The sequence below is a fragment of the Microtetraspora malaysiensis genome (assembly GCF_050947145.1).
Taxonomy (GTDB): domain Bacteria; phylum Actinomycetota; class Actinomycetes; order Streptosporangiales; family Streptosporangiaceae; genus Microtetraspora_A; species Microtetraspora_A malaysiensis.
Window position 1 is genome coordinate 2,052,871 of the sequence record NZ_CP191998.1, and the last position, 24,777, is coordinate 2,077,647.

Sequence of the window (24,777 nt, forward strand, 5' to 3'; positions counted from 1 at the left end):
GTTCACCGGAATTTTGTTCCGGTTCAGAAGCCGGCCCCCCGCGCGGCTCCACGCGGGAGGCGTGGCGACAGCAGCACCGTCACCGCGACGAGCGCCGCCGCGCCCACCAGGACGCCGGAGCCGGGCGACCACAGCGGCTCGACCGCGGCCGCCACCGCCCGGTTGATCTCGCCCGTCGTCGCGATCATCCGGAGCAGCCACAGCGCCATCGCCGCCCCGACGCCGACGGACGGCCGCCACAGCACCGACAGCGCGAAGCTGAGCGCGGACAGCGGCACCAGCGGGCCGAACCATGCGGTCACGAGGCCGAGGGCGCTCGCGACCGGTTGCAACGGGGTGAGCGCGAGCGTGACGAGCAGGCCGCCCGTGACGATCACGCCGAGCACCAGCGTCAGGCGGGCGAGCAGCACCACCCTGGGCGAGGTGGGCGTGGCCGCGAGCAGTTCGCCCACCGGCTCCCGCTCCGTCCCGCACGCCCCCGCCACCGCGATCGCCGCGGCGAGCGGGATCACGGTGGCGAGCGCGTGCGGCGCCAGCCCCAGCGACGAGACCCGGGCGGCGATCACGCCGCCGAGCACGAGGGCGGCCGCGGAGACCACCCATACCGGCCATCTGATCAGGGTCCGCTGGCGGGCGAACAGGCCGGCGGCCCGCCGCCACGGCCGCTCTCCCAGCGTGCCGCCGTACCGGGGGACCAGGCGGGTGCTGGCGGCCGACCCGGCCGACCCGATCCGCGCGCGGATGGCGGCGAAGATCGCCGGTGCGGGCGCGGCCACCGCGGCGGCCCGCTCCGTGACGGCCGTACGGACGCTGCGCCACGACTCGGTCTCGGCCGCGCACTCGGCGCACGCCTCCACATGGGCGGCCACGGCGGCCGGGTCGGGCAGGACGCCGGCGGCGTAGTCCGGCAGCAGCTCGGTGGGATGGTTCATCGGCCGGCCTCCTCGACCACGACAGGCAGGGCCCGGGCCAGCGCGGCCCGGGCGTTGAACAGGCGGCTCTTCACTGTGCCGACCGGGATGCCCAGCACCTCGGCGATCTCCGCATGCGACATCTCGGCGGCGAACGCGAGGTCGAAGACCTCGCGGTGGAGCGGCGCCAGCGTCCCCAGGGCCGCGGCGACCGCGGCGGCGTCGGCTCGCGCCAGCGCCACGGCCTGCGGGCCCGGTTCGGACGACGGCAGGTCGAGCGCGTCGTCGAGGGGGCGCGGCGCGGGCAGGTGGCCGCGCATCCGCTTGAGCGCCTGGCGGCGGCAGATGCCGAACAGCCAGGTGCGTACCAGCGACCGCTCCTCGAACGACGCGGCGCCGCGCCACACGGCGATGAACGTCTCCTGGAGCGCCTCCTCGGCCGGCCCGCGCTCGCTCAGGAGCCCTTCGGCGTACGCCAGGAGCGCCGCCGCGTGCCGGGTGTACAACGCCTCGAAGGCGTGCTCGTCACCCCGGCTGACCAGCCGCAACAGGTCCAGATCCGTCATGTCCATCGTCATGGGTACTGTTCCGGACCCGCGGGTTCACCGCAAAACGCGGGGAGCTCAGGTGATTCAAGTCACACTGAACCCGCGCGGGCCTCCCGGAACCCAGCGGCATGAGAATCCCTCGTGCCATCGCACGATCTTCCGCGTTCCGCGTCCGGGGCGGCCGGGCGTCGCTCGCCGCACTCGCCGCGCTCCTCTGCCTGCCCGCGTTCCCCGCCGCAGCGGCCCCATCACCAGCAGCCTCGTCACCGGCCGGTGCCCGGGCCGTCTCCTGGGTCCCCTGCGACCCGCCGGACGAGGGCGCCCGCTGCGGCACCGTCATCGTCCCCACCGACTGGGATCACCCGTCCGCGTCCGGCACCGCCCAGGTGCGGATCGCGGTACGGCCGGCCCGTGACCAGGCCCGCCGCGTCGGCGTGCTGATGTTCAACCCCGGCGGTCCCGGCGCGGGCGCCGCGGACATAGCCGCGCGCAAGGGCTGGGCGGAGGTCTGGCTCCCGCCCGCCCTGCTCGACCGGTTCGACGTCGTCGGCGTGGACCCGCGGGGCGTGCCGGGCAGCACGCCGGTCGCGTGCGCCGATCCGGTTAATCCCGAGGTGTCGCGCTTCCCCCGTACGCGGGCCGAGGTGCGCGGCCTGGTCGCGGCGAACTCCGCGTTCGCCGCGTCGTGCCTTCAGCGGACCGGCCCGCTGGCCGCCCACCTCGACACCGACACCGTCGCCAGGGATCTCGACGCGGTCCGGGCGGCGCTCGGCGAGCCCACGATCAGCTTCCTCGGCGTCTCGTACGGCACGATGCTCGCCCAGGCCTACGCCGAGCGCTATCCGAGCCGGGTCCGCGCCCTCGTCCTCGACGGCGTCGTGGACCGCTCCCTGCCGGCCGCGCGGCTCGTCCTCGACGGGGCCGCCGCCGTCCAGGACGGCCTGGCCCGCTTCGCCGCCAGGTGCGCGGCGACCGAGGCGTGCGTCCTGCGCGGGAAGGACGTCACCGCCGAGCTCCGCCGCATGTACGCGCGGGCGGAGCGGGGCGAGGTGCGCGCGGGCGGCCGGGCGGTGACCGCCGAGGAGCTCCGGCTCGCCGTCAACGACGGGCTGAACACGCCCCTCGTCGACGGCATGCTCGCCGCGGGCATCCGGGACGCGACGGACAAGGGGGACGCCACCACGCTCACCTCGCTGTCCCGCTACCAAGTGCGGGACGAGTACGCGCGCTACCGCGCCATCATCTGCCAGGACGTGCCGCGCGTACGCCCCGACGCGTTGGTCGGGCTGGCCGACGCAGTAAAGCGGCGTGGGCCGAGCCTGCACGGCGCCTCCGAGATGTGGGACATCGTGTCCGGCTGCGCGGGGCTGCCGCGGCCGGCCCGCTGGACCCCGCACGCCTGGCGGGTGCCCGCCACGGTCACGCCGCTGATCCTCTCCGGCGCGCACGACGTCGCCACGCCGCGCCGCTGGGCCGAGTCCGTCCACCGGCGGCTCCCCGGGAGCACGCTGGTCCGCTGGAACGGCGACGGACACGCCGCGTGGCCGATGCACAACAGGTGCGCCATGACGGCGGCCGTGACCTACCTGACCGACCTCACTCCGCCCGCCTCGACGGCCTGCCCGGCGGACCCGGCGCAGGCGGGCCGGGCGTCCTGAGTTTCGGTCACGCTGGTACAGGTCCCGTTCGGCGGCATCCACTGAACCGGTACGGTCACCTGGAGGCCGGGCCGCTCCAGACCTCGGCGTCGGCGAGGAACGCGTGCGTCGCGTCCCCAACCACCGGGATGCCGCCGACAGCCAGCGTGCCCGCCGGACAGGGCATGTAGACGTTGGTCAGCAGATGCGGGACCCCACCGAGCTTGAAGTCCTCGACACGGAAGGCGCGCCGCTCCAGCGGGGGCCCGTCGATGGTCACGGTCACGTCGGCCGCCGACGCCCGCAGGCCGACGGTGAGGTCCAGCTCCATGACCACCGGTGCGACGGTGACCTCGGGCTCGGGCCAGGGCAGGCCCGCCACCTCGGGGAAGTGCCGGGTGAACTCCTCGGCCAGCCAGCGGGCCAGCGCCGGGTCGGGGCCCAGCGCCCTGGTGCGGCCCTCGTGCCACAGCACGACCGCCCTGCCGCTCCCGGCCTGCGACCAGTCGGCGCGCCAGACGGAGGCGAACGCCACGCGCCGCCCTCCGTCGGACACCGTCAGGCCGGGGTTGGCGCCGATCAGCCGAATCGACATCGATGTTCCGTCCTCCCGAGTTCGGTCAGGAGCCGCCCGGTGCGGCGGCCGACGACCGGGCAATGATCGGCCGGGCGGCCCCAAGGACGGTACAACGGCCGGCCCGCGCGCGGGAGGCCCAGCGCGAACCAGAGCCGGTCGACGATCGGACGTCGCCAGAACCGGCCGCCGTCTGATGTGTCGACGTACTGTCAGCGGACCCCGTGCGGGCGGAACTGGACGCTGATCCTGGGTCCGACCGGCCGCGCGGTCTTCGGGATCGCGTGCTCCCACGTGCGCTGGCAGCTCCCGCCCATGACGATGAGGTCCCCGTGGCCCAGCTCGTGGCGCAGCGTCGGCCCGCCGCCGCGCGGGCGCAGCAGCAGGGAGCGCGGCGCCCCGATCGAGACGATCGCCACCACCGTGTCCTCGGTGCTCCCGCGCCCGATGGTGTCGCCGTGCCAGGCCACGCTGTCCCTGCCGTCGCGGTACAGGCACAGCCCGGCGGTGCGGAACGGCTCGCCCAGCTCGGCGGCGTAGTGGGCGTCCAGCGCCTTCTTCGCCTCGTCCAGCGCGGGGTCGGGGAGGGGGCGGCCCTCGTCGTAGAAGCAGAGCAGCCGGGGCACGTCCACGACCCGGTCGTACATGTGCCGCCTCTCGGCGTGCCACGGCACCGCGTGCAGCAGCCGCTCGAACAGCGCGTCCGCGCCGGAGATCCACCCCGGCCGGACGTCGATCCACGCCCCGTGGTCCAGGACCGTCCGCCTCACCGACGACCCAAGCGGGCCCGGCCCGATCTCGTCGCCGCAGTCCAGCAGCGAACTCTGGAAGAACACTCCCTCAGTCTAATCAAACATCTGTTCGATCATGGCTCCCGATGTGATGATCTGTCCGATAGGTTGCTGATCTACACCGCGCGGGGTCCATAGCGCAGTGGCCGTCGCGCCTCATCGACGTGGAGGAGGACGCCGGTACGAATCCGGCCGGGCCTCGTGAGGGAGGAACGTGGACCAGGAAGCGGTCTCCGCGCTGCTTCGCCTGCTCGGCGAGATGCGCGCGCTGCCGCTCGACCACCCTGATCGGATCAGGGTCGAGCTCGCCGCCCACACGCTGGTGCGGGACGGCAAGCGCGCACGCAGGCGGGCGCGCAGGCGTGCCTCCGCGCAGGCCGACGCCGCCGTGCTCGCCGCCACCGCGATGGGCGCGCGGGACCGCGTGACCGACGCTCCGGTCCGCGAAGAGCCAGGGGCCCCGGGCCGGCTGCGCACGACTCGGCAGTGCTACGTCTGCCAGAGCCGCTTCGACCGGGTGGACGGCTTCTACCACCGGCTCTGCCCCTCCTGTGCGGCGTCCAACAAGGCGCGCAGGACGGCCCGGACGGACCTGACGGGGCGGCGGGCGCTGGTCACCGGCGGGCGGGTCAAGATCGGCCACCACGTCGCGCTGAAGCTGCTCCGCGACGGCGCCCACGTCACGGTGACCACCCGCTTCCCCAGGGACGCCGCCCGCCGGTTCGCCGAGGCCGGGGACTGGCCGGGTTGCCTGCGGATCGTGGGGATGGACCTGCGCGACCCTCGCCAGGTCATCGCCCTCACCGACCACCTCACGGCGGACGGCGAGCCGCTGGACATCCTGATCAACAACGCCGCCCAGACGCTGCGCCGCCTCCCCTCGGCGTACGCGGCCCTGCTGGAGGGGGAACGCCCCGGGCTCCCGCCGGGCGCGTGGTCGCCGCCCGGGTTCTCACCGGTCCCCGACGAAGGCGCGGTTTCCGAAGGCGACACGCGTTCCGGTGACGCGGCTTCCGGCGGCGCGGTCTCACCTCGGGAGGGCCCGCGGCTTCCGGACGTGTCGGGCCTGCTGCCCGATCTCTCGCCGCGTAACTCGTGGTCGGCGCGGATCGGCGAGATCGACGCCGCCGAGCTGCTGGAGGTGCAGCTCGTCAACGCGGTGGCGCCGTTCCTGCTGATCGACCGTCTGCTGCCGCTGCTGCGCGCCGCGCCCGCGCCCCGCCGGTACGTCGTCAACGTGTCGGCGGTCGAGGGGCAGTTCACGGTCGCGGACAAGACCGGACGGCATCCCCACACCAACATGGCCAAGGCAGGGCTCAACATGCTCACCCGCACCAGCGCCGCCGACCTCGCCAAGGAGGGGATCCATATGTGCAGCGTGGACACCGGGTGGATCACCGACGAGAACCCCCTACCGAAGCGTGAGTCGCTGGACCGGAGAACTCCGCTCGACGTGATCGACGGGGCGGCGCGCGTCTACGACCCGATCGTGCGCGGCGAGTCTGGGCATCCGGTCCACGGGGTCTTCCTCAAGGACTACGTGGCGGCTCCGTGGTGACCCCCGGTGAGGTCCGCGTCCAGGTCCGTGCCGTCCAGATCCACGGCGAGGCCCGGCCCCCGCTTGTCGCGGGCGGCGACGATCCGGGCGGCGAGGACGTGCTTGCATGGGCCGCGCGAGCCGCGGTGGTCGAACCACCAGTCGCAGGTGCAGGAGTCCTCGCCGAGCCGCACCTGGCGGACGGATCCGTTCGAGGTCACCTCGGCGCTGTCACCCGTCACCCGTACGGCGCCCGCCTCGACGAGGGCGCGGGCGGAGACCAGCCGGGGGTTGAGCCCGCGCACGTGGTCGCGGTCGTAGGGCAGCTCGCGGTGGAAGTGGGCGGCCTCGGCCAGGTCGTATCCCACCCGCCCGGCGACGCCGAGCTGGGTGAGGGCGGCCTTGACGCGGGCGGGCGGGAGGCCGGAGCGCTCGGCGAGCAGCCCCACCTCGACGGCGGGCTCGAAGTTGAGCAGCATGCCGATCACGTCGGCGTCGTCGGCCGCCTCGTCCGTGGCCAGATCGGCGAGCACGGCGCCCTCGCCGGAGAAGCCGCGCCACGCCTCCGGTGAGATCGCCAGCGTGTAGCGCATGCCGGGCAGCTCCAGCTCCCAGGCGCTTGCCGCCACCGCGTCGCCGCTCCACGCCCGGGACGCGGTCGTGGCGGCCGGGCCGTACGCCCGCAGGGAGCGGGCGAAGCGCAGCAGCGGCAGCATCGTGGCGAGCCGGTGCGGGCCGGCCAGGCACACGGCGCCGGGCGCGGGCGCGGACGTGAGCCGCAGCTCACGCCCCGCCGGGGCCGCCCACACGGTCGTGTTCCTCTTGGGCAGGCCGCGCAGGAACCGCACCGCGTGCGGGCCGGACACCTCGGCGCGCAGGTCGAACCCCGAGGCGATCACCTGCACCTCGGCGAAGCCGCGCAGCCAGCGCTCGGGCAGGGGCACCTTCTTCTCCACGACGGCCCCGTCGAGCGTGGTGACGGTCAGCTCGTCCCGGCCGACGCCGAGGTGCAGGGGGTCGCGGGCGCCCACCCGGGCCAGCGCCTCACGCAGCGGGAGGTTGACGTCGACGTTGGTGGTGCCCCGGTCCACCACCTCGCCGTCGAGCGCGGGACCGAGCATGTCGAGCCGCGCGTAGACGCCGCCGCACGCGGAGAACGACTCGAACCTGAGCCGGTCTCCGTCGCAGGTCACCACGGGGTCGCGGCTCCAGCCGGGACGCGGCTGGTGGTAGCGGGTCAGCGCCACGTCGGCGACGGCGAGCAGGCCGGCCGCCGCCGCGGCCGCCTGGGTGACCACGCCGCTGAAGAACCGCGGATGATCGAGCAGGCCGCGCGTGGTGCGGCCACCGGACGTCGACAACCCCAGGTGGCCCTCGCTGAGCGTGGAGGGTCCGGCGTAGGAATACGCCTGCACGGCATTCGTCATGGCGGCGAGAGTAGAGATCACCTCCGACAAAACCGGGGGACCCGCGTTTCGCCTGGTGGGGCGCGGGCGGAGGCCGGCCTGTTTCGGAGTCGGCCGCTCGGCGGCATCGGTTCGCGATGTGGGGGCAGGGCGAACGTGAGGACCCTCACACAAGGGAGGTGAGTGGTCGTGTTCGCTGACCGGCGTGACGCCGGAACCCGCCTGGGCGAGCGGCTCCGGGACCGGCTCGGGGGCGCCGACGCGGTCGTGGTCGGGCTGCCCCGGGGCGGCGTCGTGGTGGCGTACGAGGTGGCCAGGGCGCTGGGCGCTCCGCTCGACGTGATCGTGGTGCGCAAGCTCGGTGTGCCGTACCAGCCGGAGCTCGGCTTCGGGGCGATCGGGGAGGGCGGCGTGCGCGTCCTGAACCCCGACATCGTACGGCTGGCCGGTGTCACGAAAGAGCAGATGGCCAAGGTGGAGGAGGCCGAACGCGAGGAGCTGACCCGCCGCGCGGCCCGGTTCCGAGGGGGACGGCCGCGGGTCCAGTCGGCCGGGCGCACGGTGATCGTCGTGGACGACGGCGTGGCCACGGGAGGGACGGCGCGCGCGGCGTGCCGGGTCGCCCGGGCCCAGGGGGCGAAACGGGTGGTGCTGGCGGTGCCGGTGGGCTCGCCCGACACGATGGACGCGCTGCGCGAGGACGCCGACGAGGTGGTGTGCCTGCAGACGCCGCGCGACCTGTACGCGATCGGGGCCTGGTACCACGACTTCCCGCAGACGAGCGACGAGCAGGTGGTGGAGCTGCTGCACCGGGCCATGCGGCCGACGGGGTTCAGCGGCGAGGTCGAGGCGGACGCGGCGGGCGTCCCGCTCGCGGGCCGGCTGACCGTGCCGGAGGGGGCGCGCGGGATCGTCGTGTTCGTCCACGGCAGCGGCAGCAGCCGGCACAGCCCGCGCAACCGCTACGTGGCGGCGGCGCTCAACCGGGAGGGCCTGGGCACACTGCTGTTCGACCTGCTCACCCCGGACGAGGAGATCGACCGGGCCAACGTGTTCGACATCCGCCTGCTGGCCGACCGGCTGCTGGCGGTGACCCGCTGGCTGCGGGGCCGGCCGGAGGCCGGGGGCCTTCCGCTCGGGTACTTCGGGGCGAGCACCGGCGCCGCCGCCGCGCTGTGGGCGGCGGCGGAGCCGGACGCGGACATCGCCGCGGTCGTGTCACGCGGCGGTCGGCCGGACCTCGCGGGGGAGCGGCTGCCGGCCGTGCGCGCGCCGACGCTCCTGATCGTCGGCGGCGACGACCACGTGGTGCTCGGCCTCAACCAGGGGGCCCAGCAGCGGCTCCGCTGCGAGAACCGGCTGCGGATCGTGCCGGGCGCGACCCACCTGTTCGAGGAGCCGGGCGCGCTCGAGGCCGTGGCCGAACTGGCCCGCGACTGGTTCGCCGGGCACTTCGCTGCGCCGGTCAGGCGTGGCTGATCATCACGTGCTTGATCCGGGTGTAGGCGTCGAAGCCGTACCGGGACAGGTCCCTTCCGGTGCCCGAGTGCTTGAAGCCGCCGTGTGGCATCTCCGGGAGGATCACCTGGTGGCAGTTGACCCACACCGCGCCGAAGTCGAGCGCGGCGGTCAGCCGCATGGCCCGGCCGGTGTCCCTGGTCCACACGCTGGCGGCGAGGCCGTAGTCCACGCCGTTGGCCAGCTCGATCGCCTCGTCCTCGCTCGCGAACGGCTGCACCGTCACGACCGGGCCGAAGATCTCCTGCTGGACGATCTCGTCGTCCTGCCGGACCCCGGCGACGACGGTGGGGGCGAAGAAGTAGCCGGGCCGGTCGAGCCGGACGCCGCCGGTGACGACGCGGGCGTGCCCGGGCAGCCGTTCGACGAACCCGGCGACCCGGGCGAGCTGGGCGGCGTTGTTGGAGGGGCCGAAGAAGACGCCCTCCTCGTCGGGGGCGCCGACGGTCAGTGACGCGGCGGCCTCGGCCAGCGCGGCGGTGAACGCGTCGTGGATCCGCTCCTCGACCAGGACGCGGGTCACGGCGGTGCAGTCCTGCCCGGTGTTGAAGTACGCCGCCTCGGCGATCGACCGGGCGGTGGCCGCGAGCTCCACGTCGCCGAAGATCACGGCCGGGGCCTTGCCCCCGAGCTCCAGGTGGACGTCCTTCAGGTCGGCGGCGGCCGCGGCCATCACCTCGGCGCCGGCCCGGGTGGAGCCGGTGATGGCGACCATCTCCACACCGCGGTGCTCGACCAGCGCCCGGCCGGTGTCCCGGTCGCCGCAGACGACGTTGACCACGCCGGGCGGGAGGATCCGCGCGCACAGCTCGCCGAGCAGCACGGTCGAGCCCGGCGTCGTGTCCGACGGCTTCATGACCAGCGTGTTCCCGGCGGCCAGCGCCGGTCCGATCTTCCAGGCGGCCATCATCAGCGGGTAGTTCCACGGCGTCACCTGGGCGACCACGCCGACCGGCTCCCGCCGGACGAACGAGGTGTGGCCCTCGGCGTACTCGGCGCCGCCGAGCCCCTCCAGGACGCGGGCGGCCCCGGCGAAGTAGCGGATCGCGTCGATCGACCCGTCCACGTCGACACGCAGCGCGGTGCCGCGCGGCTTGCCGGTGGCACGCACCTCGGCGTCGGCCAGGGCGTCCCGCTCGGCCGTGAGGAGGTCGGCCAGGTCGAGCAGCAGGCGCTGCCGTTCGGCCGGGGTGGTGCGCCGCCAGGAGCGGCCCGCCTCGGTCGCCGCGGCCACGGCCGCGGCGACGTCCTCCGCGCCGGAGCGCGGGGCCCGGGCGTACACCTTCCCGGTCGAGGGATCGACGAGGTCCATCCACGCGCCGGAGAGCGGGCCGCGGCTCTCCCCGGCGACCACGTTGCGGAGGGTGTCCAGCGGGTCCATCGGTCCTCCTGGGGTCAGGCGGCCGCAGGGGCGCGCATCAGCTCGGCGCGGTAGCGCGCGACGGCGGACGGGAGGCCGATCAGCACGACGCCGACGAGCGCGCCGCCGTCGTGGTAGCCGACCACGACCTCGCCGTCGAGGTCGCCGTCGAGGACCCGGATGTCGTCCGCGCCGAGTGCCGGGGCGCCGAACGACTGGATCCGCAGGTCGTACTGGTCGCTCCAGAACGTGGGCAGCGGCGCGAACGGCGCCGGGTCGGCCGCGCCCAGCGCGAGGTCGGCGAGCAGTGTGACCGCGGCGCGCTTGGCCGTGTCGGTCGGGATGCTCCAGTGCTCGACCCGCCGCGCCACGCCGTCGTAGCGCGGGTTGGGGAAGCGGGCCACGTCGCCCACCGCGACCACGCCGGCCCGCCCCTCGACGCACAGCGCGTTGTCGCACAGCACGCCGTCGGACAGGTCGAGGCCGTTGCCGTCGAGCCACTCGGTGTTGGACGCCGAGCCGACCGCCTCCACGACGACGTCGGCGTCGAGGCGGGTGCCGTCGGACAGCTCGGCCCCGGTGACCCGGTCCGCGCCGAGGAAGCCCGCGACGGTACGGCCCAGCAGGAACCGGACGCCGTGCCGCTCGTGGCGGCGCTGGAGGGCGGCCCCGAGATCGTCGCCGAGCGGGCGGCGCATCGGCACCGCCTCCGGCGCGACCACGGTCACGTCGGCGCCGAGGAGCCGCGCCGTCGCGGCGACCTCGCATCCGATGAATCCGGCCCCGACCACCAGCACCCGAGCGCCGGGGCCCAGGTCGCCGCGCAGCGCGCGGGCGTCGTCGAGGGTGCGCACCACGTGCCTGCCCCGGGCCGGGCCCGGCGTGGGCAGCCGCCGCGGCCGCATCCCGGTGGCGACCACCAGGCCGTCGTAGGCCAGCTCCGCGCCGTCGGCGAGCCGTACGGCTCCCGCGTCGAGGTCGGCGGAGGCGATCGGGACACCGAGCCGCCAGGTCACGTCGGCGACGGCCGGGCGCAGCCGGAACGCGACCGCCTCGTGGGTCACCTCCGCGGCGAGGGCCTCCTTGGAGAGCGGCGGGCGGTTGTACGGCATGTGGATCTCGTCGCCCACGGCGACGATTTCTCCCATGAATCCGGAGGCGCGCAGCCGCTCGGCCGCGCGCAGGCCGCCCATCGAGGCGCCCGCGATCAGGATGCGCCGGCTCATCGCGTTCAGTCCTCGATCGTGATGGCCTGCAGCGGGCAGACGTCGGCGGCCTCCTCGACGGCGTCGCGCAGCGACTCGTCGGGCTCCGCCACGTAGACCAGCCGGCCGTTCTCGTTGATCTGGAAGACCTCGGGGGCGGAGAAGACGCACTGCCCGTGGTCCTTGCAGACGTCCATGTCGACGACGACCTTCATGGTGGAACTCCTTGTGATGGTTAGCGCTTCGGGGCTCGAATGCCGCGGAACTCCCAGTCGCCGCCGAACGCGGTGGAGAGGACCTCCTCCGACTCGGTCGGCTGGGCGCCGCAGTCGTCACGGATGGGAGCGGGTCCCTGGACCACGTGGTTGCGCAGCGTGCCGAGGCCCTCGACCTCGACCTCGACCACGTCGCCCGGCTGGACCGGCCGCGAGTTGGCCGGGGTGCCCGACAGCAGCACGTCGCCCGGGTAGAGCGTGATCGTGCGGGCGATGTCGGCGACGAGGTAGTGCATGTCCCACTCCATCTCGTCGGTGGAGCCGTCCTGGGCGACCTCGCCGTTGACGTACGTGCGCAGCCGCTTGCCGCGGAAGTCCCAGTCGGTGACGAGGCCGGGGCCGAGCGGGCAGAGCGTGTCGGAGCCCTTCACCCGCAGCATCGAGCCGGCGTCGGTGTCGCGGAAGTCGTGCAGGCCGTAGTCGTTGCCCACCGTGTAGCCGGCGATGTAGTCCCCGGCCTCGTCCGGCGAGATGTTGCGCGCGGTGCGGCCGATCACGATGGCCACCTCGCCCTCGTAGTTGAGGTACTCGCACCGCTCGGGACGGACGATCGCGCCCTTGTGCCCGTTCAGCGCCGAGGTCGGCTTGTGGAAGTACGTCGGCGCCGGGGGCAGTGAGGTCATGAACTCCTCGACCCGGCTGCGGTGGTTCAGGTGGACAGCGATGATCTTGCTGGGCACGGACGGCGGCAGGTGGACGGCGTCCTCGACGCCCACCACGCGGCCGTCGGCGCTGACCAGCTCGTCGCCCTCGCGGCGCACCTGGGTGGCGGCGCCGTCCAGGAGGATCCTGCGGTACTCGGGCATCAACGGGTCCCTTCGAGGGTGAACGGGTAGGGGTACGGGTCACCCGAGCTGTCGGTCGCCCGGGGCGCGGTGAAGCCGCCCTCCGGCCGGTCGAACCAGACGTGCACCTGGCCGGTGCCCGTGGCGTTCTCGTAGTCGCTGTACTGCCGGCCGGGCGCGGTGAAGTCGTGCTCGCCGAGCGCCCCGGCCATCATCAGGTAGTGGCCGAACCTGGCCTCGGGCTTGAAGCGGTAGAAGTCGGGCATCGTGTCGAGCAGGCGGGCGTGCTCGCCGGCCAGCATCCACGCGATGCGCTCCTCGTCCGCGGCCCGCGCCTCGGGGGAGAAGACGTGCACGGGGTCGCTGGCCTCGTGGGCGCGCAGCTGGCGCAGCGGCCAGAAGGTGTGCGAGAGCGCGCCGGAGGCGATCAGCAGGACCTTGCGGTCGCTTGCCGCGACGGCCTCGCCGACCGCACGGCCCAGGCGGAGGTTGTCCTCGGTCTCGGCGGTCTGGCACATGCCGATCGAGATCCACCGCTTGCCCGGTACGCCGAGGTACTTCCACAGGTTGACCGTGGCGTAGAAGATCGGCAGATGGTGGTCGTCGATCGCGGTGATCCAGGTGGAGTGCTTCTCCTGCTGGGCCGCGATCAGGCGGGCCAGCTCGGGGTCGCCGGGGAAGTCGTAGGGGATCCGGCACATGCCGCGCGGGAGCTCCTCCGAGGTGAAGAGCCCGGAGCGCCGGTCCTGCGCGGTGACCACGAACTCCACGGTGGTCGCCCAGTGCGAGTCGAAGACGATCACGGTGTCGTAGTCGAGGGTCTCGAAGACCTCTTCCCGCAGGCGCTCCAGCCCGGGGACGATGCTGATCTCCTTGCCCTCGTTGAGCTCCTTGCGGACCTCCGGGGGCAGCATGATGGTGGGCGCGTGGGCGAGCATGCCCGCGCCGACGATCTCACCCATTCCAGCCTCCCGGCGCGGTGACGGTGTTCTTGACGTCGCAGTAGAAGTCGAAGCTCCAGTCGCCGCCCTCGCGGCCGACGCCCGACTGACGTGCGCCGCCGAACGGGGCCTGGAGGTCGCGGACGAAGAAGCAGTTGACCCAGACAGTGCCGGCGACCAGCCGTTCGGTGACGCGGTCGGCCCGCTCGCGGGAGCCGGTCGCGAGGGTGGCGGCCAGGCCGAACTTCGTGGAGTTGGCCATCTCGACGGCCTCGTCCTCGGTGCGGAACGTCTGGAGCGTGAGGACCGGTCCGAAGACCTCCTCGTTGACGATCTCGCTGTCCGGGGCCACGCCGGTGAACAGCGTGGGCCGGTAGTACAGCCCGCCGAGGTCGGTGTTGGGTCCGCCGCCGATGACGGGGGTGGCCCCGGCGGCGACGGCCCGCCGGACGAACCCGTCGATCCGCTCGACGTGCTCGCGGTGGATGTTCGGGCCGATGTCGGTGGCGAGGTCGCGCGGGTCGCCCTGGCGCAGCGTGCTCGCCTTGGCGACGAAACGCTCGGTGAACTCGGCGGCGACGCTCTCCTCGACGAGCAGCCGGGTCGCGGCCAGGCAGACCTGCCCGGCGTTGTCGTACTGCTCGACCGCGAGGTTCACGGCGAGGTCGAGGTCGGCGTCGGCGAAGACGATCAGCGGGGACTTGCCGCCGAGCTCCAGCGACAGCGGGGTCAGGTTGGCCGCCGCGGCGCGGGCGATGCGGCGGGCGGTGGGCACCGAGCCGGTGAAGCTGATCCGGCGTACGTCGGGGTGGGCGACCAGCGGGGCGCCGACCTCCTCGCCGTACCCCTGGATGACGTTGAAGACGCCGTCGGGCAGCCCGGCCTCGACCGTGATCTCGGCGAGCAGCGACGCGGTGAGCGGGGACCACTCGGCCGGCTTCAGGACGACCGTGTCACCGGCGGCGAGCGCCGGGGCGATCTTCCAGGTGGCCAGCATGAGTGGCGCGTTCCACGGGGTGATCAGCGCGCAGACGCCGGCCGGGTCCCAGGAGACGTGGTTGCGGTGCCCGCGGGTCTCGAAGTCGTCGTGCCCGAGCCCGACCAGCCAGTCGGCGAAGAAGCGGAAGTTGTGCGCCACCCGGGGCATCACGCCGCGCAGGTGCGACCGCAGCAGGGCGCCGTTGTCGGTCGTCTCCACGATCGCGAGCTGGTCCAGCCGCTTCTCGACTCCGTCGGCGATCGCGTGCAGCAGCCGCGCCCGCTCCTCACGGCTCGTGCGGGCCCACGCGGGGAACGCTTTGGTCGCGGCCCGGACCGCCTCTTCGGCCTCCTTCGCGCCGCCGCGTGCGACGCGCGCGATCACCTGCCCGTCGATCGGCGAGACGTCGTCGAACGTCGCAGGTGAGGAGACCCGTGCGCCTCCAATCCAGTGGTCCTCCTGGATCGTGACATCCCCGACAGTGGCCATCCGCTCCTCCAGCTCGTTTGGTCCCAAACAACTTAGGTCGCGCTCTCCCGGCCAGTCAATATGCCGCTATCGTTTGGAGTCAAACAACTGCAAGGAGGCTGGGATGCCCGACCGCCGGCCGATCATCGCGATTCCCTCGCGGTTCGCCGCCACAACGTCCGCGCTCCGTTACTCGGCGGTGGTCACCGCCCGGGCGCTCGCCGACGCCGTCCACCGCGCCGGCGGCGAGGCCTTCCTCATGCACCCCGTGGGCGCGGACGAGGCCGCCGCGCGGCTCGCCGTCGCGGACGGCCTGCTGCTCCCCGGCGGAGGCGACCTCTCCCCCTCGGCGTACGGCGAGGACGCGGCGCACGAGAGCGTCTACGACGTGGACGCCGAGCAGGACGCCTTCGACTTCGCGGCGGCCCGGCACGCGCTGTCCACCGGGATGCCGACCCTGGCCATCTGCCGGGGCCTGCAGGTCGTCAACGTCGCCCTCGGCGGGCGGCTGGTGCAGCACATGGAGCCCGACCACCGCCACGTCGTGCACCCGGTGCGCGTACGGCCCGGCTCGCTACTGGCCGAGGTGGCCGGGGCGGAGAAGATCGAGGCGTCCTGCTACCACCACCAGTGCGCGTCGTCGCTGGGGGAGGGCCTGGAGGCCGTCGCGCACGCCGAGGACGGCACGATCGAGGCCGCCGAGCCGGCCGCGCGTAAGGGATGGTTCCTCGCCGTCCAGTGGCACCCCGAGGACACCGCGGCGACCGACCCGGTCAACCAGCGGATCTTCGACGGCCTGGTCGCGGCGGCCCGCTCAGTCTGACCGGCGGCGTCCCCCGCGGCGCGGCGGCGCGGGGGACTCCCGGCGCAGGTTCTCCCTGCGCTCCTCGCCGTGCTCCTCCAGATGCGTGACGATCCGCCGCAGCGTGTCCGCGAGGTGCAGGGACTCCTCGGCGTCGAGCGCGCCGACCACGAACGACTCCTCGTCGTTGAACGCGGGGAACAGCTTCTCCATCAGCGCGAGCCCCTCGGGGGTGAGCCGCAGCAGCGCCAGCCGGCCGTCGTCGGGGTGCTGGCGGCGCTCCGCCAGGCCGCGTGACTCCAGGGTCTTGATGATGCCGGTGAGGGTGCCCTTGGAGATGCCCGCCTCGGCCGCGGCGTACCGCGTCTCGATCTCCTCCCAGATCCACACCACCCACAGCACGACGAACGCGCTCCAGGTGAGGTCGGCCGACCGGAGCGCCGAGTTCTCCAGGTGCTGCCGGACCGCGGCGGCCGCGCGATACAGGTTGGAGACCGCGGCGAGCGCCTCCCTGCGGACCGGAATCGGCCCCAACCTGCGCTTCACCGCCTCCTCGGTTTCGGAGAGCGAGTAGTGCGCGGGCACCCCGACTCCTTTCATGTCAAGTCTTGCGCCGGTTTCATTTGTACACGTACGATCCGCCAAACGGCAGGTCGTACGCACTCAAACGATCTCATGAATTCCAGTGGTCGGGCCGGTGAGCGGGCAGATCGCTGAAGAGACATCCCCGCTCATCCACCCCTTTTATATGGAAGGTTGCCATGGCCGATGAGGCAATCGCCACCGGACGGCTTTCGGCCGGTGAACAGTCCGCGACGCACACCCTCTCCCGACGTCGGATCGGCGTGCCCGACATCGTCTTCTTCGTCGTGGCGGCCTCCTCGCCGCTGACCGTCGCGGCCGGCGGCCTTCCGATGAGCTACGGCACCACCGGGGTGACCGGGGTCCCGCTCATCTACCTGATCCTCGCGGCCGTGCTCGCCGTCTTCTCCGCCGGGTACGCCGCGATGAGCCGGCACATCTCCAACGCGGGCGCGTTCTACTCCTACATCGCGCAGGGGCTCGGCCGGGTGACCGGCGTCGGTGCCTCGTTCGTCGCGCTCGTCGCGTACAACGCCATGCAGGTCGGCCTGTACGGGCTGTTCGGCGCGGCCGCCGCGGGGCTGGTCTCGGCGCACCTCGGCGTGGACGTGCCCTGGTGGGTGTGCTCGCTGGTCGCCCTCGCGCTGATCGCGTTCCTCGGCTATCGCCGGATCGACCTGAACGCCCGCGTCCTCGCCGTCCTGCTGGTCTGCGAGGGGCTCACCGTCCTGGTCTTCGATATCGCCCAGGTCGGGAACGCCCCCGCCGGCCTGACCGCCGAGCCGTTCACCTGGAGCGCCGTCACCACCGGCGCCGTCGGGGCCGGCTTCTGCTGGGTGATGGCGTCGTTCATGGGCTTCGAGTCCGGCGCGATCTACAGCGAGGAGTGCCGCGACCCGCGCCGCACCGTCAGCCGCGCCACCTACATCGCCGTCGCCCTGATCGGCGTGTTCTACGCCTTCACCGCGTGGGCGATGTCCATGGGCACCGGCGTCGACAAGATCATCGACGAGTCGGCGAAGAACGGCACCGACCTCGTCTTCATCCTCGGCGAGGCGACCCTCGGCTCGGCGTTCTCCACGCTTGCCAACGTCTTCATGGTCACCGCCGTGTTCGCCGCCCTGCTGTCCTTCCACAACGCGGTGGCGCGGTACTTCTTCGCGCTCGGCCGCGAGCGCGTCCTGCCCGCCCGGCTCGGCGACTCCCACCCCAGGCACGGCTCCCCGTACGTCGGCTCGCTCGTGCAGACGGCCATCGCGCTCGTGGTCGTGGTCGGCTTCGGCGTCCTCGGCGGCGACCCCACCGGCACGCTGTTCAACTGGTTCACCAACCTCGGCGCGCTCGGCGTGATCCTGCTGCTCGTGGTCACCTCGGTGTCGGTGCTCGGGTTCTTCCGCCGCGACTCGCGCGGTGAAAACGGCTTCAGCCGCATCATCGCCCCCACGCTGGCCGGCGCGGCCCTGGCGGCCATCCTCGTGCTCGCGGTCGTCAACTTCAACGCCCTGCTCGGCACCCCGCCGGACTCGGTCCTCAACTGGCTGATCCCCGGCCTCGTCCTGCTCGCCGGGATCGTCGGCGTCGGTTACGGCCTGCGGATCAAGGCCGCCGACCCGGCGACGTACGCCCGGATCGGCCACGGCGCTTCCGCCGAGTAGCGGTCAAGGCACAGAAAAGGAGGGCCGGGGTGACCCGGCCCTCCTTGACGGTTCGCGCTACTCCGCGCCGGAGGCACCCGACTCCAGCAGCGTGCCGCCGTTCCAGACGACCCCGACCTGGCGGTAGTAGCCGCCGATCATCTCGTCCACCGTGAGGCCGGCGAGCTCCTCGGTCGGCGCGTCGAACAGCTCGATCTCCGCGTCGCCGGTCCAGGCCTGGCCGCCCTCGAAACTCTCGGCGCCGGTGACGATCAGCTCGTCCAGAGCCAGTCCCTTGCCCGGCTCGATCGACCGCAGCCAGCGGTTGTGCGCCATCGGGTGGCCGTTGACGAAGCCGTTGGTCTCGCTGGGCTCGCGGAGTCGTACGACGGCCTGGGCCAGCCGCCGGTCGGCGGCGGCGAGCGTGGCGCCGAAGACGCCCCCCTCACCGATCCGCGGCGCGGCCAGGCCGAACGGGTGCGGGCGGGTCATGTGGACGGAGCCCAGCTTCTTCGGGTAGCCCTGGTGGACGCCCCGGGCGATGGCGAAGTCCTTGTCCACCCAGATGTAGACGCACCGCGAGTAGGTCTGCCCCTGGTAGGAGCAGCGCACCACGACGAAGCACTCCTTGTACTGCGACCGCACGGGGTCCAGCAGCTCCTCGCGGCCTCCGGAGCACGACTGCCAGTCGGCCCAGATCACCGCCACCGCGCCCGGGTCCTCCTCGGCGAGCGAGAGCGGCTCGGGGAGCAGCGCGGCCACCTTGGCGGGGTCGGTCCGGTATTCCACGGTCAGCAGGTCGCCCGAGTAGTACCAGGGCGGGCTCGGGACCAGCGAGGACCGGCCGCTCACCGTCTTGGGCGTGTAGAAACCGCGCAGCGTGGCCACGGCGCCTCCTTGGGGGTGGGGTCAGTTCATTTGGATCCATACGATATGCCCTGAGCTGGGCATTGTCATCAGCGGACCGCAGATATCTTTCAAAAGTGGACTCTTGTTGTCCCCCCAATTGCGGCGTATTGTTTGCACCCAAATGAACCCCCCACGTGCTGGCACTATCGAGGAGGCCATGTGAGCACGGAGTCCGCGGAACGGGCCGTTCAGCGCCTGCAGGACCAGGGCGTCGACGTCGTCCGTATCGGCTATCCCGACCTCATCGGCACCGACCGCGGCAAAGACGTGCTCGTCGAACGGCTCCCCGAGGTGTGCGAGAGCGGCGTCGCCTTCTGCCGCGCCGTCTACTACACCTCGCCGCAGGCCGACGTCGTCCCCGTGCCCGGCGGGCTCGACGAGGGCCTCCCCGACATCTCCATCCGCCCCGACCTGTCCACACTCGTCCCGCTCGCCTGGGAGCCCGGAGTCGCCTACTGTCTCGGCGACGCGGTCAACCCCGCCACCGGCGAGCCCTTCCCCGAATCGCCGCGCGAGGTCGTCCGCGCCGCCGCCGCCAAGCTCGCGGAGCTCGGACTGACCGGCGTCGTCGGCCCCGAGCTGGAGTACTTCCTGCTGGAGCCCGACGGCGCGGGCTGGAAGCGCTACGACGACGCCCCCGGCAACGTCTACGTCGTCGGCGCCAAGGGCGACCGGGGCTCCCACGTGCTGCGCACCCTGCGCACGCTGCGCGGGATGGAACTCGGCGTCACCATGGGCAACCACGAGTTCTCCGGCGGACAGTTCGAGATCAACCTCCACCACTCCGAAGCCGTCGACGCCGCCGACCGGGCCTTCCGCTTCAAATCCGCCATCAAGGAACTGGCCCGCCGCGACGGCATGATGGCCACCTTCATGGCCAAGCCCTTCAACGACGAGGGCGGCTCCGGCTTCCACGTCCACCTCTCCTGCACGGACGAGAACGGCCAAAACGTCTTCGACGACCCCTCCGAGGCGTACGGGCTCTCGGAGCGGGCCAGGTACGCCATCGGCGGCATCCTCGCGCACGCGCCAGCGCTCGCCGCCCTGCTCAACCCGACGATCAACTCGTACAAGCGGTTCGGGCCGGACACGCTCGCCCCCTGGCTGATCGACTGGGGCCTCGACAACCGCAGCGCCATGCTGCGCGTCCCGCCGGAGCGCGGCGCCGGCACCCGCCTGGAAGTCCGGCTCGGCGACGCCTCCGCCAACCCCTACCTCGGCATCGCGGGCCTGCTCGCCGCCATCTACCTCGGCATCCGCGACCGCGTGGAGCCGCCCGCACCACTCTCCGGCTACGGCTACGACACCAGCAAGGCCCCCATGCTGCCGATGTCGCTGCCCGTCGCGCTGGACGCCCTCAGCGCCGACACCGCCTTCAGCGAGGTCCTCGGCAAGGAGTTCACCACCGCCTACCTCGCCTACAAGCGGAACGAGGTCGAGCGCTTCTCCCAGTTCATCACCGACTGGGAGTTCCGCGAGTACGCCTACCACCTCTAGCCACCTCTAGTCACTCGTAGTTCCTGAAACCCCTTCTGGAGGATCAATGCGCCTGGAAGACGTCGACCTGGCGGACAACGACAAGTTCCTCGACGGCGAAACCCCGTGGCGCATGTTCGACGTGCTGCGCGACGGGGCCCCGGTGCACTGGCAGGACGAGGGCGACCACGGCAGCGGCTTCTGGTCGATCACCCGTCACGCCGACATCGTCCGTGTCGACCGCGACGCCGAGACGTTCACCTCCATGAAGTTCGTCAACCTTGAAGAGGTGGACGAACGCCAGGCCACCATCCGGCGCTCCCTCCTGGAGACCGACGGCCCCCGGCACAGCGTGCTCCGCCGCATCATGCAGCGCGAGTTCACCCCCAGGGCCGTCGCCGGCTACGAGGTCTTCCTGCGCGGCCTCACCGCCCGCACCCTCGACGCGGCGCTCGCCAAGGGCACGTTCGACTTCGTGAAGGAGGTCTCCGCCGACTTCCCGATCAACGTCCTGGCCAAGATGCTCGACGTGCCCGAGGACGACACCCAGCAGCTCATCGACTGGGGCAACCGGATCATCGGCAACACCGACCCCGACTACGCCGACGTCCTGCTGCACAGCGCCGAGAGCGAGAAGTACCGCGACCTGCCGTTCCGCAGCCCCGCCTCCATCGAGGTCTTCGAGTACGGCAGGGAGCTGGCCAGGCAGCGCCGCGGCGGCGACGGCACCGACCTCGTCAGCAAGCTCGTCAACGGGACCCCGTCCGACGGCGTGCCGCTCTCGCCGAACGACTTCGACAACTACTTCCTGCTGCTCGTGGTCGCCGGCAACGAGACCACCCGGCACGCCATCTCCCACACCATGCGCGCCCTGATCGACCACCCCGAGCAGGCGGAGAAGCTCCGGCAGGACCTCTCCCTCATGCCGAACGCGGTGGAGGAGTTCCTGCGCTGGGCCTCCCCGGTCTACCACTTCCGCCGTACGGCGACCCGGGACGTCGAGATGCACGGGCAGAAGATCGCCGAAGGCGACAAGGTCGTCATGTGGTTCGGCTCGGGCAACCGGGACGAGCGAGTCTTCGACTCCCCGTACACCTTCGACGTCACCCGGCAGAACAACGACCACATCACCTTCGGCAAGGGCAGCCCGCACTTCTGCCTGGGCAACGCCCTCGCCCGCCTGGAGATCCGGGTCATGTTCGAGGAGCTGCTGCCGCGCCTCGCCGACATCAAGCTCGCCGGCGACATCCGCCGGGTCCGCTCCAACTTCGTCAACGGCATCAAGGAGCTCCCGGTCACCGTCACCCTCGCCTGACCGGTACCGGCGCGTCGGCGACGCCCGGGCCTGGACCTCTCCTTGAGGTCCAGGCCTTTTACTTGGAATGGGGTCGAATCGACCCCCTGAATCGGGACCGCGGCGGTTATAGGTCTGATTACCGCCAGGGTTGGCCTGCCCCGGCCGATGACACTGGCGCCATGGACACAGCAGAAGTGGCAGGGGATCAGGTCGGCGGATCGCGGGCGGATGGGCAGTCACCGGAAGACGCCTGGACGGTGATGCAGAGGTTCTACGCGGCCGAGGCCGCGTATGTGAGCGCGGGTGGGTTCGGTAAGGCGAGCTACGACGACGTCGCCGCCTACCTGGATCCAGAGGTGGTCCTGCATCAGGCTCCCGGGCTGCCCTTCACCGGCACCGGAACATGGCGCGGCCATGACGGCATGGAGCGGTTCCTGGCCCTCTTCAGTGAGGTCTGGGAGTCGATGGAGTTTCTGGAACAGGAGCACTGGGGCGACGAGAACACGGTGGTCGTGCGGAACCGGGTGCGCTTTCGCGCCCGTGCCACCGGCCGGCACGTCGACACCCTGATCGTGCAACTGATCACTGTCAGGAACGGACGCATGCTCGAATGTCGCCCGTTCTATTGGGACCCCCAAGCCGTCGCCGACGCCTGCCGGGACGGCGAGGGCGAGGGCGAGGGAGCATAGCTGTGCCCGGTTCGCGTCGCTGAATTGTGACCGCTGCGCTGCGGCGGGCAGTCGCTCCGGCGCGCCGTGATAGCTGATCTCTGGTGCTACCGCTGCCGCGGCTTCGGGCGCGGTGGTACATGGCACGGTCCTACGCGCGCCGGAGCAACCACCCGCACTCCGCTCCGCTCACCGCCGCCCCGGCTGCCGGCCGTAGGCGCCCCGTCTCGTCCTCGGCCTCCTTCTCGCCGCAGGTCGGAAATCAGACTCATGATTCGGCCAGACTGTTCCGTCGGATGTGGCGGGCCATCGGATCGCCTCGCTCCCACGGGGCAACCCGCCGACAGGATCACATAATTGCCGTCCCTTGATGTGTCTCCGTCCAGATCCATGATCAACAGATGGGTAGCGTGGCAGCGGTCACAGTTAGTGACTTCAGTTGGACAGGAGAGGATCCACAAGCATGCTCCACCGCGTACTTCTGGCCAGTTCCGCCTGCGTCGCTCTCGCCGTCATGGCGCCAGTCGCCGCTTCGGCGGAGACGTTCACAATGCAGAGCTCAGCTACTGTCGCGCAGGCCGACAGCGCCGCAGTCAACACCACCCACAGCGACTGGGGCCGACCGGGCGGCTGGGGTCGGCCGGGCAGCGGCTCCTGGGGTCGGCCCTGGGGTAACCCGTGGGGCGGGTCCTGGGGTCGGCCCTGGGGTAACCCGTGGAGCGGGTCCTGGGGTCGGCCCTGGAGCGGCGGCGTAGTTGTCGTCGGCGACTGCGCCTTCGACTACTACGGGAACTTCTGCTTCTGAAATGAACCGGGTGGATTCTCAACGAGAACCACCCTCGAGGATCAGCACGAATCCTCGTGTCGAGCACGCGCGTAGACACCCCAGACTGTCAGCAAATTTTGCTGACAGTCTGGGGTCGTCCGGCTGCGGTAGGCCGTGGGCGAGTCGGCGCAGCATTGAGCAGGGAGCCAGGGCACGTTGGTAGGGGAAAGCCGGGTCGTACGTCTCATCTGCGCATGTCGGGCAGCCATGCGGGCTGTTCATAACCGAAACCGCCGAACTGGCACTCGACGCCTGGCCCGGGGCGCGACACTGATCACCTCAGCGCACCGCCTGACCCCTTGGCCCCAGGAGATCAGTCATGGACGGCTCGATCTCGCCAGCGAGTCGGCCCGGCACATTCGCGGGCAGCCCTCTCGAACGCCGGAGCGCACAGCACATACAGCACCGTGCCGCAGACCCACACCCATCCGTCCCCGGCATCGATGGTCGCGCCGTAGAGCGCGGTGAAGGCGAGCGGGCCGACGATCCCGCTGACACCAGCAGTGCGAACCACGCACGGGGTTGCCGGACGGCACTGAGCAGTGCGCCGACGGCGATCACCATGGGCGGGCTTCTCGCGCACCGAGGCAGCCAACCGCCGCAGCGCAGCGCACTTGTCAACGGTGAGTACCACGTCTCCCCGCAACCGTTCATCAGGTGGCGAGGAGGCGAGCGATGACGCGGTCGAGGGCGTGATGAGGGGTGCGCTCGACCAGCCCTCGGCGCTCCAGGTCGGCGACCACGACCGTGGTGTACGGAGGGTCGGTGGTGAGCTGTTCGGCGAGCCGGCGCAAGGTCAGTGGTCCGGTGGCGACGAGGCGGAGGGCCTTGACGCGGATGAAGCTCATGCCGAGGGCCTCGCACACCTCCTTGCGTCGTTTGTGCCGGTCGACGACCAGGCCGCGCCGCTGGAGATGTTGATGATCTGCCCTCCGTCGCGCAGCCGCTTCAGCGTGATCCAGTGCTCTGACCGGGAAGGTTCACCGGGTTGTGGCGGGCGGTGCAGCGTTCGCGGAAATCTGTTTCGAGCGTTGCTGTGGTTGCCTCTACTGTGGCGTGGTGATGACTGAAGTGATCGTTCTCAACGGTGGTTCCAGCTCGGGGAAGTCCGGGATCGTTCGGTGTCTGCAGGCATGCCTGCCGGATCCGTGGTTGGCCCTGGGGACAGACACGCTGATTGAGGCGATGCCCGCGTCCATGCAGACATCGGATGCCGGGATCGAGTTCGCTCCGGACGGGCAAGTGATCGTCGGGCCGGAGTTCCGGGCGCTGGAAGCGGCATGGATCGAGGGGGTCGCCGCGATGGCCCGTGCGGGTGCCCGGGTCATCGTTGATGAGGTCTTCCTCGGCGGAGCGGACTCGCAGAAGCGATGGCAGAAGGCTTTGGGCGAACTGCGGGTGCTGTGGGTCGGCGTCCGGTGCGACAGTGCGGTTGCCGCGGGCCGTGAGGTCGCACGAGGTGATCGGGTCGTCGGCATGGCGGAGTCCCAGGCGGATGTGGTCCACCGGGGCATGGTCTATGACCTGGAGGTGGACACCACGCATGCCGAGTCGATGGAGTGCGCACGGACCATCGCCGCGCATGTCAGCTGATCGGTGGTCCGGCTGTCTGCCGCTATGACCGCAGCGCCGAGACGGTCAGGCCGCT

Annotated in this window: 25 protein-coding genes; 10 read left to right on the plus strand and 15 right to left on the minus strand. The window is 71.9% G+C overall.

What is annotated here, in order from left to right; all coding sequences use genetic code 11:
• Nucleotides 1–23 precede the first annotated feature (23 nt).
• Nucleotides 24–932: a hypothetical protein gene (locus tag ACQP1V_RS09995; RefSeq protein ID WP_433421234.1), complete on the minus strand. Its 909-nt coding sequence runs from the start codon at nucleotides 930–932 to the stop codon at nucleotides 24–26.
• Nucleotides 929–1,477: an RNA polymerase sigma factor gene (locus ACQP1V_RS10000; protein WP_433421240.1), complete on the minus strand. Its 549-nt coding sequence runs from the start codon at nucleotides 1,475–1,477 to the stop codon at nucleotides 929–931. Before ACQP1V_RS10000 ends, ACQP1V_RS09995 begins: the two co-directional genes overlap by 4 nt.
• Nucleotides 1,478–1,587: 110 nt before the next feature.
• On the opposite strand from ACQP1V_RS10000, the gene ACQP1V_RS10005 reads away from it, so the two are divergent.
• Entirely contained in the window at nucleotides 1,588–3,117 is a 1,530-nt protein-coding gene (locus ACQP1V_RS10005) for an alpha/beta hydrolase (protein ID WP_433421243.1), read from the plus strand.
• A 55-nt stretch (nucleotides 3,118–3,172) separates the two neighbouring features.
• On the opposite strand, the gene ACQP1V_RS10010 is transcribed toward ACQP1V_RS10005, so the two are convergent.
• Nucleotides 3,173–3,691: a hypothetical protein gene (locus tag ACQP1V_RS10010; RefSeq protein ID WP_387413068.1), complete on the minus strand. Its 519-nt coding sequence runs from the start codon at nucleotides 3,689–3,691 to the stop codon at nucleotides 3,173–3,175.
• Between the two features lie 191 nt (nucleotides 3,692–3,882).
• Nucleotides 3,883–4,506 carry an alpha-ketoglutarate-dependent dioxygenase AlkB gene (locus ACQP1V_RS10015; protein WP_433421247.1) on the minus strand — a complete coding sequence of 208 codons (624 nt, stop codon included), beginning with the start codon at nucleotides 4,504–4,506 and terminating at the stop codon, nucleotides 3,883–3,885.
• A gap of 169 nt (nucleotides 4,507–4,675) precedes the next feature.
• Here ACQP1V_RS10015 and ACQP1V_RS10020 point away from each other — a divergent pair, with 169 nt between their 5' ends.
• Nucleotides 4,676–6,019, plus strand: a complete 1,344-nt coding sequence (locus tag ACQP1V_RS10020; protein WP_433421250.1) for an SDR family NAD(P)-dependent oxidoreductase — start codon at nucleotides 4,676–4,678, stop codon at nucleotides 6,017–6,019.
• Here ACQP1V_RS10020 and ACQP1V_RS10025 read toward each other — a convergent pair.
• Nucleotides 5,998–7,425, minus strand: a complete 1,428-nt coding sequence (locus tag ACQP1V_RS10025; protein ID WP_433421253.1) for an SWIM zinc finger family protein — start codon at nucleotides 7,423–7,425, stop codon at nucleotides 5,998–6,000. The two genes, ACQP1V_RS10020 and ACQP1V_RS10025, sit on opposite strands and share 22 nt — an antisense overlap.
• Nucleotides 7,426–7,593: 168 nt before the next feature.
• On the opposite strand from ACQP1V_RS10025, the gene ACQP1V_RS10030 reads away from it, so the two are divergent.
• On the plus strand, nucleotides 7,594–8,883 hold the full coding sequence (locus tag ACQP1V_RS10030; RefSeq protein WP_433421256.1) for a phosphoribosyltransferase family protein: 1,290 nt from the start codon (nucleotides 7,594–7,596) through the stop codon (nucleotides 8,881–8,883).
• Here ACQP1V_RS10030 and ACQP1V_RS10035 read toward each other — a convergent pair.
• From ACQP1V_RS10035 to ACQP1V_RS10060, 6 genes are read right to left on the minus strand one after another with little or no spacing between them, the layout of a single operon-like run.
• Entirely contained in the window at nucleotides 8,870–10,303 is a 1,434-nt protein-coding gene (locus ACQP1V_RS10035; RefSeq protein ID WP_433421259.1) for an aminobutyraldehyde dehydrogenase, read from the minus strand. The genes ACQP1V_RS10030 and ACQP1V_RS10035 overlap by 14 nt on opposite strands.
• A gap of 14 nt (nucleotides 10,304–10,317) precedes the next feature.
• On the minus strand, nucleotides 10,318–11,508 hold the full coding sequence (locus ACQP1V_RS10040; protein WP_433421262.1) for an NAD(P)/FAD-dependent oxidoreductase: 1,191 nt from the start codon (nucleotides 11,506–11,508) through the stop codon (nucleotides 10,318–10,320).
• A 5-nt stretch (nucleotides 11,509–11,513) separates the two neighbouring features.
• Nucleotides 11,514–11,702: a ferredoxin gene (locus tag ACQP1V_RS10045; RefSeq protein ID WP_066950081.1), complete on the minus strand. Its 189-nt coding sequence runs from the start codon at nucleotides 11,700–11,702 to the stop codon at nucleotides 11,514–11,516.
• 20 nt (nucleotides 11,703–11,722) lie between these two features.
• Nucleotides 11,723–12,568: a fumarylacetoacetate hydrolase family protein gene (locus tag ACQP1V_RS10050; RefSeq protein ID WP_387413082.1), complete on the minus strand. Its 846-nt coding sequence runs from the start codon at nucleotides 12,566–12,568 to the stop codon at nucleotides 11,723–11,725.
• On the minus strand, nucleotides 12,568–13,509 hold the full coding sequence (locus tag ACQP1V_RS10055; protein WP_433421266.1) for a 3,4-dihydroxyphenylacetate 2,3-dioxygenase: 942 nt from the start codon (nucleotides 13,507–13,509) through the stop codon (nucleotides 12,568–12,570). The genes ACQP1V_RS10050 and ACQP1V_RS10055 overlap by 1 nt, the downstream gene beginning before the upstream one ends.
• Entirely contained in the window at nucleotides 13,502–14,956 is a 1,455-nt protein-coding gene (locus ACQP1V_RS10060) for an aldehyde dehydrogenase (RefSeq protein WP_433421269.1), read from the minus strand. The genes ACQP1V_RS10055 and ACQP1V_RS10060 overlap by 8 nt, the downstream gene beginning before the upstream one ends.
• A 103-nt stretch (nucleotides 14,957–15,059) precedes the next feature.
• Between ACQP1V_RS10060 and ACQP1V_RS10065 the strand changes: the two genes are divergently transcribed.
• Complete coding sequence (locus ACQP1V_RS10065) at nucleotides 15,060–15,758, plus strand: gamma-glutamyl-gamma-aminobutyrate hydrolase family protein (RefSeq protein ID WP_433421272.1); 699 nt, start codon at nucleotides 15,060–15,062, stop codon at nucleotides 15,756–15,758.
• On the opposite strand, the gene ACQP1V_RS10070 is transcribed toward ACQP1V_RS10065, so the two are convergent.
• Nucleotides 15,750–16,322 carry a MarR family winged helix-turn-helix transcriptional regulator gene (locus tag ACQP1V_RS10070; protein WP_433421275.1) on the minus strand — a complete coding sequence of 191 codons (573 nt, stop codon included), beginning with the start codon at nucleotides 16,320–16,322 and terminating at the stop codon, nucleotides 15,750–15,752. The genes ACQP1V_RS10065 and ACQP1V_RS10070 overlap by 9 nt on opposite strands.
• A gap of 176 nt (nucleotides 16,323–16,498) precedes the next feature.
• Between ACQP1V_RS10070 and ACQP1V_RS10075 the strand changes: the two genes are divergently transcribed.
• Nucleotides 16,499–17,974 carry an APC family permease gene (locus tag ACQP1V_RS10075; protein WP_433421278.1) on the plus strand — a complete coding sequence of 492 codons (1,476 nt, stop codon included), beginning with the start codon at nucleotides 16,499–16,501 and terminating at the stop codon, nucleotides 17,972–17,974.
• Nucleotides 17,975–18,031: 57 nt separating this feature from the next.
• Here ACQP1V_RS10075 and ACQP1V_RS10080 read toward each other — a convergent pair whose 3' ends face one another.
• Complete coding sequence (locus ACQP1V_RS10080; protein ID WP_067135860.1) at nucleotides 18,032–18,841, minus strand: acetoacetate decarboxylase family protein; 810 nt, start codon at nucleotides 18,839–18,841, stop codon at nucleotides 18,032–18,034.
• A gap of 180 nt (nucleotides 18,842–19,021) precedes the next feature.
• On the opposite strand from ACQP1V_RS10080, the gene ACQP1V_RS10085 reads away from it, so the two are divergent.
• The 4 genes from ACQP1V_RS10085 to ACQP1V_RS10100 all read left to right on the plus strand — a co-directional run bounded on the left by ACQP1V_RS10085 (nucleotide 19,022) and on the right by ACQP1V_RS10100 (nucleotide 23,108).
• The gene (locus ACQP1V_RS10085) at nucleotides 19,022–20,359 is read left to right on the plus strand and encodes a glutamine synthetase family protein (protein WP_387413091.1); all 1,338 of its coding nucleotides are present in this window, start codon (nucleotides 19,022–19,024) and stop codon (nucleotides 20,357–20,359) included.
• Between the two features lie 46 nt (nucleotides 20,360–20,405).
• Complete coding sequence (locus ACQP1V_RS10090; protein ID WP_433421281.1) at nucleotides 20,406–21,653, plus strand: cytochrome P450; 1,248 nt, start codon at nucleotides 20,406–20,408, stop codon at nucleotides 21,651–21,653.
• A 161-nt stretch (nucleotides 21,654–21,814) separates the two neighbouring features.
• The gene (locus tag ACQP1V_RS10095) at nucleotides 21,815–22,324 is read left to right on the plus strand and encodes a nuclear transport factor 2 family protein (protein WP_433421284.1); all 510 of its coding nucleotides are present in this window, start codon (nucleotides 21,815–21,817) and stop codon (nucleotides 22,322–22,324) included.
• Nucleotides 22,325–22,766: 442 nt separating this feature from the next.
• Complete coding sequence (locus ACQP1V_RS10100) at nucleotides 22,767–23,108, plus strand: hypothetical protein (RefSeq protein WP_433421287.1); 342 nt, start codon at nucleotides 22,767–22,769, stop codon at nucleotides 23,106–23,108.
• Nucleotides 23,109–23,442: 334 nt separating this feature from the next.
• Here the strand turns inward: ACQP1V_RS10100 and ACQP1V_RS10105 are convergent, their stop codons facing one another.
• Both ACQP1V_RS10105 and ACQP1V_RS10110 read right to left on the minus strand, forming a co-directional pair.
• Complete coding sequence (locus ACQP1V_RS10105) at nucleotides 23,443–23,643, minus strand: hypothetical protein (protein ID WP_433421290.1); 201 nt, start codon at nucleotides 23,641–23,643, stop codon at nucleotides 23,443–23,445.
• 139 nt (nucleotides 23,644–23,782) lie between these two features.
• The gene (locus ACQP1V_RS10110) at nucleotides 23,783–23,977 is read right to left on the minus strand and encodes a MarR family transcriptional regulator (RefSeq protein WP_433421292.1); all 195 of its coding nucleotides are present in this window, start codon (nucleotides 23,975–23,977) and stop codon (nucleotides 23,783–23,785) included.
• A 214-nt stretch (nucleotides 23,978–24,191) separates the two neighbouring features.
• Between ACQP1V_RS10110 and cpt the strand changes: the two genes are divergently transcribed.
• Nucleotides 24,192–24,722, plus strand: a complete 531-nt coding sequence (gene cpt, locus ACQP1V_RS10115; protein WP_433421295.1) for a chloramphenicol phosphotransferase CPT — start codon at nucleotides 24,192–24,194, stop codon at nucleotides 24,720–24,722.
• Nucleotides 24,723–24,777: the final 55 nt, after the last annotated feature.